Origin of the sequence: Paenibacillus sp. cl130, assembly GCF_900116035.1 — a bacterium.
Lineage (GTDB): Bacteria > Bacillota > Bacilli > Paenibacillales > Paenibacillaceae > Paenibacillus > Paenibacillus polymyxa_B.
In genome coordinates, this window is the sequence record NZ_FOYG01000005.1 from 453,848 (window position 1) to 464,777 (window position 10,930).

Annotated in this window: 11 protein-coding genes and 1 rRNA gene; 10 read left to right on the forward strand and 2 right to left on the reverse strand. The window is 44.4% G+C overall.

The window, feature by feature from the left end; genetic code table 11:
• Positions 1-96 precede the first annotated feature (96 nt).
• A complete protein-coding gene (locus BM358_RS16700; protein ID WP_028540993.1) occupies positions 97-345 on the forward strand; it encodes a hypothetical protein in 249 nt (82 codons plus the stop codon).
• On the opposite strand, the gene BM358_RS16705 is transcribed toward BM358_RS16700, so the two are convergent.
• Positions 346-1,002 (reverse strand): DedA family protein, encoded by a 657-nt coding sequence (locus BM358_RS16705; protein ID WP_028540992.1) that lies wholly within the window; start codon positions 1,000-1,002, stop codon positions 346-348.
• A 145-nt stretch (positions 1,003-1,147) separates the two neighbouring features.
• On the opposite strand from BM358_RS16705, the gene guaA reads away from it, so the two are divergent.
• Positions 1,148-2,686: a glutamine-hydrolyzing GMP synthase gene (gene guaA / locus BM358_RS16710; protein ID WP_028540991.1), complete on the forward strand. Its 1,539-nt coding sequence runs from the start codon at positions 1,148-1,150 to the stop codon at positions 2,684-2,686.
• Between the two features lie 474 nt (positions 2,687-3,160).
• On the forward strand, positions 3,161-3,778 hold the full coding sequence (locus BM358_RS16715) for a Type 1 glutamine amidotransferase-like domain-containing protein (RefSeq protein WP_028540990.1): 618 nt from the start codon (positions 3,161-3,163) through the stop codon (positions 3,776-3,778).
• A gap of 70 nt (positions 3,779-3,848) precedes the next feature.
• Here the strand turns inward: BM358_RS16715 and BM358_RS16720 are convergent, their stop codons facing one another.
• Positions 3,849-4,979, reverse strand: coding sequence for a Gfo/Idh/MocA family protein (locus BM358_RS16720; RefSeq protein WP_028540989.1), 1,131 nt, complete (start codon positions 4,977-4,979; stop codon positions 3,849-3,851).
• 131 nt (positions 4,980-5,110) lie between these two features.
• Here BM358_RS16720 and BM358_RS16725 point away from each other — a divergent pair, with 131 nt between their 5' ends.
• From BM358_RS16725 to BM358_RS16755, 7 genes are all read left to right on the forward strand, one after another.
• The gene (locus BM358_RS16725; RefSeq protein WP_023987034.1) at positions 5,111-5,956 is read left to right on the forward strand and encodes a LysR family transcriptional regulator; all 846 of its coding nucleotides are present in this window, start codon (positions 5,111-5,113) and stop codon (positions 5,954-5,956) included.
• Between the two features lie 19 nt (positions 5,957-5,975).
• Positions 5,976-6,647, forward strand: a complete 672-nt coding sequence (locus BM358_RS16730; RefSeq protein ID WP_023987035.1) for an SGNH/GDSL hydrolase family protein — start codon at positions 5,976-5,978, stop codon at positions 6,645-6,647.
• Positions 6,648-6,806: 159 nt separating this feature from the next.
• A complete protein-coding gene (locus BM358_RS16735) occupies positions 6,807-7,277 on the forward strand; it encodes a MarR family winged helix-turn-helix transcriptional regulator (protein ID WP_023987036.1) in 471 nt (156 codons plus the stop codon).
• 21 nt (positions 7,278-7,298) lie between these two features.
• Positions 7,299-8,237, forward strand: a complete 939-nt coding sequence (locus BM358_RS16740; protein ID WP_023987037.1) for an NADP-dependent oxidoreductase — start codon at positions 7,299-7,301, stop codon at positions 8,235-8,237.
• A gap of 40 nt (positions 8,238-8,277) precedes the next feature.
• A complete protein-coding gene (locus tag BM358_RS16745; protein ID WP_023987038.1) occupies positions 8,278-8,667 on the forward strand; it encodes a nuclear transport factor 2 family protein in 390 nt (129 codons plus the stop codon).
• Positions 8,668-8,890: 223 nt separating this feature from the next.
• Positions 8,891-10,261, forward strand: coding sequence for an NCS2 family permease (locus BM358_RS16750; protein WP_023987039.1), 1,371 nt, complete (start codon positions 8,891-8,893; stop codon positions 10,259-10,261).
• Between the two features lie 451 nt (positions 10,262-10,712).
• Positions 10,713-10,930, forward strand: a 16S ribosomal RNA gene (locus tag BM358_RS16755); the annotation flags it as partial.

Consider the following 10,930-nt stretch of genomic DNA (forward strand, 5'->3'; position numbering starts at 1 on the left):
TATGCAGTGCAGGATTTCAGGCTGGACGATGCCGGAATTGGAGTGTTTTAAGCCGCTTTGGGCGCGGGTCTGGTTGCTAGCGGGGTAGGGGGGCATTTGTCTGGATACATTATTAATGCGGGAGACCCCATTGTATTTACAGGGTCCATTGTGGTCATGCTGGGCATGCTGACGGCGTGGAGTCAAGGTATCATCGGACTGTCTATGTTTGGAGCAGGGGTGGCGATTGAAATGATGGAGCCGCGTATGTTGGGCTTGGGTGGAGGCGCGGGGTTTGTTGTGATATCTATCGTGATTTCGATGTATTATGCAAGGACCCGTAGTCGTAAGGCAGCAGGAGTTTGACTACTCCGTGTCATCCTTGTTGCTGGTTTTCACTGATTTTTCGGATTTGCGTAGCCAACTAAACAGCAAGTTTCTCCACCGGTAAATAATATACAGCAGGATCATAAACCCAACGACTCCCGCAATTCGCAGTGCATACAGCTCTACCAAATGGAAAATGGCATCCCATTGGGGACCAAACAGCTTGCCGATGCTTAGAAAGAGGATGACCCAGAATAAAGCGCCGCTGTAAGCATACAAGACAAATTTACGGAAAGAAAGAGCAATAATCCCGGCAAAATAACCGGTAAAATGCCTGACACCGGGGATGAAATATCCAAGGAAAATAAGCCAGTATCCATATCGTTGAAACCATTTTTGTGTTTTCTGAAGCTTGTCCTGCGATAACAAAACCCATTTACCATATTTCTGAATAAAGGGGAGTCCAGCCCACTTTCCGATAAAGTAGGTAATAGTCATACCGATGGTTGTGCCCAAGAAAGCTAGCAGCACCAGTTTACTGAAATCCAGGGTGCCGGCATAGGAAAGATATCCCGCATAAGCCATTGTGGTTTCCCCGGGAAAAGGTAAAGCAATAAACTCAAGCAGCAAGCCGAAAAAAAGGACGCCGTAGCCGTATTCTTCGAACAATTGCGCGATCCACTTCAGCACATCCATCGTTTACACTCCTACGAACAGATTGAGTATTTTAGAATCAATTCATTTTAACAATCTTTTCATGCCCACTCAACTCCGGTTGATTTCTTGACGTCTTGTTTTATCGTTGCGTATAATGAAACGAACAATTGAGGGAGGCACGGTAATGAATAAGCCTAATGAAATCGTTGTAGTTCTCGATTTTGGAGGACAATACAACCAGTTAATCGCAAGAAGAATTCGGGATCTCGGTGTATATAGCGAGCTCCTTCCATACAATACGCCTGCGGAGAAGCTGAGAGAGCTGGCGCCAAAAGGGATTGTTTTCTCAGGCGGACCTTCCAGCGTATATACAGACAATGCTCCTCAGGTGGATCGGGCAATTTATGATCTTGACATTCCTATCTTTGGTATTTGCTATGGCATGCAACTGATGGCTCACCAACTGGATGGTAAGGTAGAACGTGCGGGCAAGCGTGAGTATGGCAAAGCAGACGTGCAATTCAATCAGGATGCCCGCTTGGCTAAAGGATTGGATTCTCGTCAAACCGTATGGATGAGCCATGGGGATCACGTTACAGATCTGCCAACCGGATTTACACTAGATGCAGGAACAGAGAGTGCGCCGATTGCCGCGATGAGTAACCTGGAGCGGAATCTGTATGCGGTGCAATTCCATCCAGAGGTACGTCATTCCGTTCAAGGTAACGAGATGATCAGCAACTTCCTTTATGAAGTGTGTGGTTGTGAAGGCAACTGGACCATGGAATCGTTCATTGAAGATCAAATTCGTGAGATTCGTCAACAGGTTGGCGACAAGAAAGTATTGTGTGCCTTAAGCGGTGGCGTGGATTCTTCCGTTGTAGCGATGCTCATTCACAAAGCGATCGGTGACCAACTGACGTGTATGTTCATTGACCATGGATTGCTGCGCAAAGGTGAAGCCGAAAGTGTAATGGAGACGTTCGTTGGTAAATTTGATATGAAAGTTGTCAAAATTGACGCACGTGAGCGCTTCTTGTCCAAGCTGGCAGGAGTTGATGATCCGGAACAAAAACGTAAAATCATCGGTAACGAGTTTATCTATGTGTTCGAGGAAGAATCTTCTCAATTCGACGATTTTACTTTCCTGGCACAGGGTACGCTGTATACGGATATTGTAGAGAGCGGAACAGCAACGGCACAGACCATTAAATCCCATCATAATGTGGGTGGTTTGCCGGAGAACATGAAGTTCAAGCTGATTGAGCCGTTGAATGCCCTGTTCAAGGACGAAGTGCGTAAAGTCGGCGAAGAATGCGGACTGCCACCTGAGATTGTATGGCGTCAGCCGTTCCCAGGTCCGGGTCTTGCCATTCGCGTGCTGGGTGAAGTGACAGAGGACAAGCTAACCATTGTTCGTGAGTCGGATTACATTTTGCGCGAGGAGATTGCTAAAGCCGGTCTGGACCGGGAAATCTGGCAATACTTCACCGCTTTGCCGAATATGAAGAGTGTTGGCGTTATGGGCGATGCTCGTACGTATTCTTACACTGTTGGTATTCGTGCAGTAACCTCTATCGACGGTATGACTGCCGACTGGGCACGTATCCCTTGGGATGTGCTGGAGAAAATTTCGGTACGTATCGTAAACGAAGTGGATAACGTGAATCGCATCGTGTATGATATCACCTCCAAACCACCAGCAACGATTGAGTGGGAATAAACGCGGAGACTCCCGCGCCGTAACCATCAATCCTTTAAGATTTACCAATACAACATCAGGACTCCTCCGTATCGGCGAAATATCGCTATGCGGTTGGAGTCTTTTTTACGGGTGCCAGGTCGAACCTTTGCTCGGGAAAGTTTACTGTACGGCAACCTCAATCGACGGGGGTTAGCTAAAGGCGAACAGCATTGCCTCATGCGGCGGAGATATGAAGTCATTTATTGTTGCAAAACGGAATATGAAGCTGAAAAAAGGAGATATTATTCAATGGTAATGTCTCCTTTTTTTATATGGTTTTATTAGATTCAAGCTATAAATAGCTTAAATCAAGTATGAAATTAAACTTTCACTTCTTTTTCATGTCATGCTCTAATGGTGTCATGTTTTGATACTAATATATTTTATAATGTACCTAGATTAAAGTGTTGCATATCTCGTTTTATTAAACGCTGTTCTAAGGAGAATAAAGAGATGAAAAAATTATTTCTGTCGTCCTCATTTAAGGATGTTGCACCATGCTTAGTCCATTTCGCTGGTGAAAACTTAGAAGGAAAAAAAGTCACCTTCATCCCAACCGCAAGTATTCCAGAGAAAGTTAAGTTTTATGTGGATTCAGGGAAAAAAGCATTAGAGAATTTAGGATTAGTCGTGGATGAAATCGAAATCGGCACAGCAACATTGAACGAAATAGAGAGTAAAATTAGAGAAAATGACTATATTTATATTACCGGAGGCAACACATTTTATTTACTTCAAGAGTTGAGAAGAACCGGGGCTGACAAAATCATTGCTGATGAAGTTAATGCAGGGAAGTTATATATAGGCGAATCGGCAGGTTCGATGATTTTATCACCGAATATCGAATATGCCCGACTTATGGACAATGTGGAGGAGGCGCCTGCTTTGGATTCCTTTATTGCGCTCGGGATAATTGAATTCTATCCAGTCCCCCACCATACGAACATCCCGTTTAAAAAAGCGGTGGAGAGCATCATTGAGGAATATGGCAGCCAATTAAATTTATATCCAATCAGCAACGCGGAAGTTATTTTGGTTGAAAGTGACAGTATAAAGGTCGAGAATGCATGATTTTAAAAGATCAAGAACCTTTAACTCCACATCTATCGTGGTGTTAAAGGTTCTTTTTTATAATTCTACCTTACCATACGATCCTTTTCCCAGTTGCAGCCGATTCCTCAATGCGGTCCAGTAGCTGATGCAGCTTTATGGCATGGTTGAAATCGGGAGCGAGACGGGTGTGTGTCAAAATATCCTCGGCAAAAACATAATGAGCCTTGGCTACATTTAGGGTTACCCCTTCTCTTGGGAAATCCAGGCTTATATTAGGCTCTCTAGTTATACTTATTTGTTCAAAAGCGCCATTAGGACCATGACTTTGCGTACTGCTTGGATCGTACACAAGTTTTTCGAGCGTTAGATTCCCGAATTGAACATGCCCAAGCGAAGGATTCTGTGACAAACGCAAAATGCCCTTTTTCCCTTGAATCTCTATCTCAAACTTAGAATTCACCCCACCTTGAATGTGAACGGATACAGGTGCTCCTTTTTCCAATAGTCCGTGAATCAGAATCTGATCGGCTGTATCCTTGGAAATGACTTCACCCGTTTCCTGAATAGTGGCTTCGTGATAACGGGATGATGTGATGGCCGATAGCTCGCGGAATTCGCCAACGATGTATTGCAGCGCATCCAGGGAATGTCCGCCATTAATCGTGAGCAGATTAGCCCCATTGGCTCTATTCAGCAGATAAGCAGTGTCCTGATTTACTTGTCCTCCTTTGCCGGGAGTAGCTACTTGCATATGACAGGATATAATTTCACCAATCTCTCCGCCCTCCACGAGCTTTTTCATCGTTTGCACTTCAAGATCCTGCCGTGCCTGCAAGCCGACGGTATGATGAATGCCTGCCAGTTCCGCCGCTTTGGCCATTTCAGCAGCTTCCGCAGTGTTTGCCCCCAAGGGCCATTCACAAAAAATATGCTTTCTCTCTTGAATTGCCGCCATCACCGCCTCGTAATGATGGGGAACTTTTACGCTCACCACGACCATGTCCACATCCTCGGAAGCTGCGAGCTTTTTGGAATCATCAAAAGCTAGTGCCGCACCTACTTCTTCTGCGCTTTGTCGCGCACTCTCCATACGAGAGGTACCGACGGCAGTGATATCCAGGTTCGAGTGCTTGAGCAAAGCCGGAATATGCGTTTGACTGGCCCATTTATTATTCATCGAACCTCCTACGATACCTACACGAATCTTCTTTTTGATCATGTTGCCATACCTCCTGATTTTTAAAATGAGGGTGGAAAATAGCATCCAAGGCCAATATAATACACTTAACTCATAAATAAAAATGCTTGTTTATGATATAGGTATCATTTTATTTGATGGGTGGTGAAGGGATGGATATTGAAAATATGCAGGCGTTTGTTTCGGTGGCAGAGCTGAGAAGCCTGACAGAAGCAGCACAAAAGTTGAATCACCTGCAATCGAATATGACGGCCAAAATAAAGAAGCTGGAGGCCCATTACGGCACAGCGTTATTTTACCGAAAGCCCCGTGGTATGGAGCTGACACCCGCAGGAGAAACCTTGTATGCTCAGTTCAAGCAAATGTTGTTGCTATGGCAAGACACGGAGATGAAAATGAGACCTCAGGAGGAAAAGCTGCGCATCGGTACCATGCAGTCCATCGTGGCGGGCGAAACAACGAGGGCGCTCACGAAGGTATATGAGCTGTATCCGCAGGCTTCGGTTACATTAAAAACCGGAACCACGACGGAAATGGAGCGATTGATCCTTGACGGCGAACTCGATATTGCTTTTGTTACAGGGTATCCCGCCAACCCGTATATTCATTATCAAAAAATATGCCGTGAAGAACTGGTGCTGGTGGGGAAAGGCATACATGAAGGCTCGGATCTCAAACAGGTACTCCAAGGAGCGTCTATTATCATATTGTCGGATGGTTGCCTGTATCTCACGTATTTAGAGAAGATGTATCAGGACATGCAATTGACCCATGGCGAGGTGGTAGAGGTCGGTGTGTTTGATACGATGGTGCAATTTTCCTTGATGGGAATGGGAATCACCCTCATGTCCAAAAAGCTGGCGCGGCAATTTAAAGTAACATCCTATTTGCCCGCTCCCCCAACCTTCGGCTACATGGATACATATTTAATAACCCGGCCAAATCACGAAATGACAGCGATTGAACATAAATTTATCGAAATCAACAATACGATCTAATAGATAGGAGAGATATCGAATGACAATCAATCAAGGCAAATACCAAGGCAGCCATGCTGTATTTCTGGGCGATAGCATTACGTTTGGATATGAATTGCGTGATGGAGAAAAGCCTTACCCCCACCTTGTGAGCGACGCACTGGGATTCCTAACCTTTGAGAATCACGGCATATCCGGCAGCAGTGTAGCCAGCGGCGGTTTTGAACCGATGTGTGAGCGTTATGAGAAAATGAACCCTCATGCAGACGTGATCTTTTTTATGGGGGGAAGAAACGATTTTTCGATGGGAGAAATACCGTTCGGTAGCTTGGATACGCCATCGACAGAAACGCGTACGTTTTATGGTGCGCTCAAGCATATTGCCGAAGGACTAATTAACCGTTACCCGGACAAGCTGATCGTCTTTTTGACTCCGCCTCACGGATCAAGTGATACGGTTCCTGAGCATCTGCCTAATGCCATTACTGGTCAAGTCTATAGCGCGTATGCACAGGCCGTGAGAGAAGTGGCCTCACTTTATTCTTTCCCGTGCTGCGATCTGTGGAATATCGCCGGAATTCAACCACTATTGCCTGTACATAAACAGATGTACTTTACAGGGGAAAATGGTGTTCCTGACGGCCTGCACCCGAATCAGGCAGGCCACGAGCGGATGGCGGCCCGTATTATCGGATTTATGAATACACTGTAATTTGGACCATTTCATCGTTTTATCGAATGACCCTACTAACTACAAATTCTAGATTGCTCAGGCTTATTCGTTTAGCTTGAGCATTTTTTTGTGATTGTAGGATTTGTATATATAGACTTGTCTCAGGGCTTGTTTATTTTTAGAGGGGGTGTATAATACTTGATATATCAATTGATAGGTCAAGTATTAGGAGGAGGGTTTGTCATCGAACATTGCTCTGAAAAAAGCCAGTTGTTTTATCGCATGCATCTTTTGTGTAAAGAAATGAATAACGCCTTTGAAGCACAGTTAAAAACCAGCTTTACCAAGGTTGAAATTTTGTATCATATTGATCATCGTCAGGAACTAAGTCAGCTGGAACTCCAACACCTGCTCGTTCTGGATGGTGCAGCAGTAACCCGACATCTGAGAAGGCTGGAAGAGGAAGGTCTGATTTTACGTAGTAAAAAAGAGCAGGATAAGCGTGTGACCTATATATGTTTGACCGAATTAGGGGTTCAAGAGCTGCAAGTTTTGTCAGAGCAAAGACAAGCCTTTCAGGAAAAGCTGCTATGTAAGTTTACAGATGAGGAAATTGTGGCTTTGACAGATGTGCTACAGCGTATGTCTAGCAATGTAAAGAATATGTAAATGTGCGAGGAGGAAATGAATATGAAAGCCATCGTTATAGATCAGTATGGAAGCAAGGATGAATTGAAAGAAAGAGAAGTGGCTACTCCTACACCACAGGCTCATCAGGTTGTAGTCAAAGTGGCGGCTACCTCCATCAATCCAATTGACTGGAAGCTGCGTGAAGGTTACTTAAAACAAATGATGGATTGGGAGTTCCCGATTATTTTAGGCTGGGATGTAGCCGGCACTATTTCGGAAGTAGGCAGCGAGGTCACCGATTGGAAAGTGGGAGATGAAGTGTTTGCACGCCCGGACACCACACGGTTCGGTACTTATGCCGAGTATACCTTGGTGGATGATCACTTGCTGGCACGTAAACCTGCCTCAACTTCTTGGGAAGAAGCCGCTTCTGTACCTTTGGCGGGGTTGACTGCTTGGCAGGCGCTCTTTACACATGGTCAACTGACCAAAGGGGAGAAAGTATTAATCCACGCAGGTGCAGGTGGCGTAGGCATGTTTGCTATCCAGTTTGCCAAACAAGCCGGAGCCTATGTCATTACTACAGCCAGTGAGCGTAATCATGAATTGCTTGCTTCATTGGGAGCCGACCAAATCATTGACTATCGTACAACTCGTTTTGAGGAAGTTTTATCTGATGTGGACGTGGTGTTCGATACGATGGGTGGGGATGTTCAGAAGAACAGCTTTAAGGTAATGAAAAGGGATACCGGACGGATCATATCCATTGTCAGCAATTTTGACGAAGAGCTGGTGAAGGAGTACAACGTAACGGCCAAAAATATATGGCTGGAGCCCAACGGACAGCAGCTACAGGAAATTGCCGACCTGTTGGAGCAAAAGAAAGTAAGATCGGTAGTAGGAGCTACGTTTCCTTTTTCACAAAAAGGTTTGTATGACGCACACGCTTTAAGCGAAACTCACCACGCTGTCGGTAAAATTGCAATAACCTTCTCATAAGGACGCATACACATATACAGCACGAAAGGAATTGCACACGATGAAGATTTTAGAAGAATATTTTCACTACTATGATTTAGCAAAAGATGACGAGAAGAGTAGAGAACGATTAATTAGCCTTTTTTCTGAGAAGATTGAGTTTGTATTGAATGGTGATCGAAAACAAGGTATGGACAGTTGGAAAAGCTTCTTGAATATGTTCTTTGAGGGATCGCTCGAAATCAAGCATATGTATGAAGGTTGGAAACCTGTACCCAGAGAACCTGATACCTATCAAACCAAATGGGCAGTGTGTGGTAAAAAAGCAACAGGCGAAGTTTATACACTTACTGGAGTGGACAAGGCCCGGCTGGATGCGGAAGGTAAGATCGTTTATCTGGAAAATATACCAGACACAGCGAATGCCTTTGATAAGTACAAAAATCTCTGATTCCTCTAAATCATAACCCGTCAGCTGCATAATAGCTTGCGGGTTTTCTGTTTTCCGAACAATACATATGTGTTCAATTTGTAACATTCGCTTTTTCTGTTGACAAGCAGTAGGTGAGAGCCTAAAATAACGAATGTAATAATATAGCGCATATGAATGCGAATATTACTTCAAACGAACGATAACAATACGAGTATGCTTTGCGTAGGAGGAATTACGACTCATGGAGCGTTTCTTTAAATTAAAGGAACATGGCACGAACGTCCGCACAGAGATTATTGCGGGGATTACTACTTTTATGACCATGGCTTATATTCTGGTGGTCAACAATACTTTTTTAGGTCCGACTGGAGCAGGTATGCCCAGTGAAGCTGTCTTTTTTGCGACGGCGGTAGGTGCAGGTTTGGTTACCATACTGATGGGTTTATTCGTTAATGTGCCGATCGGCATGGCGCCGGGTATGGGCTTGAATGCTTATTTTATGACTGTAGTCCTGAGTTCGAATGGCATGATTACTTGGCAAGCGGCACTTGGCGCTGTATTTATATCCGGTATCGTCTTTCTGATTTTAACCGTGACACGAGTAAGACAGATGCTGCTTGTTGCGGTTCCGGAAAATTTAAAGACAGCCATTACAGTGGGTATCGGCTTGTTTATTACGATTGTCGGCTTCAAGCTTTGTAATCTGGTTATGGTGAGCATCGTTCCAGGGACAGATGTTGGTCAGCCGGTTCCGGGTCATGCTTTTAATTTGATTCTGGGAAGTCTGGTACATCAAAAGGATGCACTGCTGGCGCTAATCGGATTGCTTATTATCGCAGCACTGATGGTCGTTCGGGTCAAAGGTGCATTGCTGATTGGGATCGTAGCTACTACATTAATCGGTATTCCGATGGGAGTAACAAATCTGAGTAGCTTGACAACAGGCAACTGGATTCCTGATTTCAGTAATTTGGCTGTAGGTCAGTTAGACTTGAAAGCAGCTTTGCATATTGGTCTGTTTGATATCATTTTCATTTTCACATTTGTAGAGTTATTTGATACGTTCGGTACCTTGGTAGGTACAGCTACACGCGCGGGTATAATGAAAGATAAGAAAAAAGGCGAGAAAATTATCGGTAAAGCGATGCTGGTGGATGCTGTTGGCGTAAGTACCGGCGCAGTATTGGGTACAAGTACGATTACAGCATTCGTAGAAAGCTCCGCAGGGGTAGAAGAAGGCGGACGTACCGGACTGACTGCTGTAACGACAGGTGTTCTGTTCTTGTTGGCCCTGTTTATTGCACCATTGGCTCTGGTTGTGCCTTCTGCCGCTACTGCTCCAGCTCTGATTATCGTTGGGGTCCTAATGATGAGTCAGGTTCGCAACATCGACTGGGATAACTTCCTGTTGGCATTTCCTGCATTTTTGACCATCGTGCTAATGCCTTTCACAGGTGGAATCGCGAATGGTATCTCTGCTGGTATTCTGTCTTACGTTGTGCTGGCTGTGTTCAGTAATCTGTTTACCAGCAATAAAGTTAAAATTCACTGGCTCATGTGGGTGCTTGCTATTATTGTAGTGATCCGCTTTGCCTTTATGGGCTCCGAATAATCAGTAGATATAGAACACAGAACCTCTTTCCTGTTGCTTAAGGGAAGAGGTTCTTTTTTTGTAGTTAGACGCAGATAGATACAAAGAAGCTATTATATAGAAGGAAAACGAATAATAAATAAAGCATTGTGAAATCTTATCTAATAAATGCTTGCAATAGGGATATGCATATGGTATATTCTAATTCCGGCCAAGAAATACAATGTTGCGAGCGAGTGTTACAAAAAAAGATTTCAAAAAAAATGCTTGCAAAGTTGGTTCGGACATGATATGATATAAGAGTTGATGAAGTGACAAGCTAAATCAACGAAAAAGAATGTTTGATCTTTGAAAACTGAACAACGAGTGAGTAAAATGATTTTGTTCGCAAAATCAAACAAGAGATATTTTTATCTCGTCAGTTTCAAAATGAGCTTATCGCTCTTTTCTATAAACCAACTTCGGTTGGTCTTTAATGGAGAGTTTGATCCTGGCTCAGGACGAACGCTGGCGGCGTGCCTAATACATGCAAGTCGAGCGGGGTTGTTTAGAAGCTTGCTTCTAAACAACCTAGCGGCGGACGGGTGAGTAACACGTAGGCAACCTGCCCACAAGACAGGGATAACTACCGGAAACGGTAGCTAATACCCGATACATCCTTTTCCTGCATGGGAGAAGGAGGAAAGACGG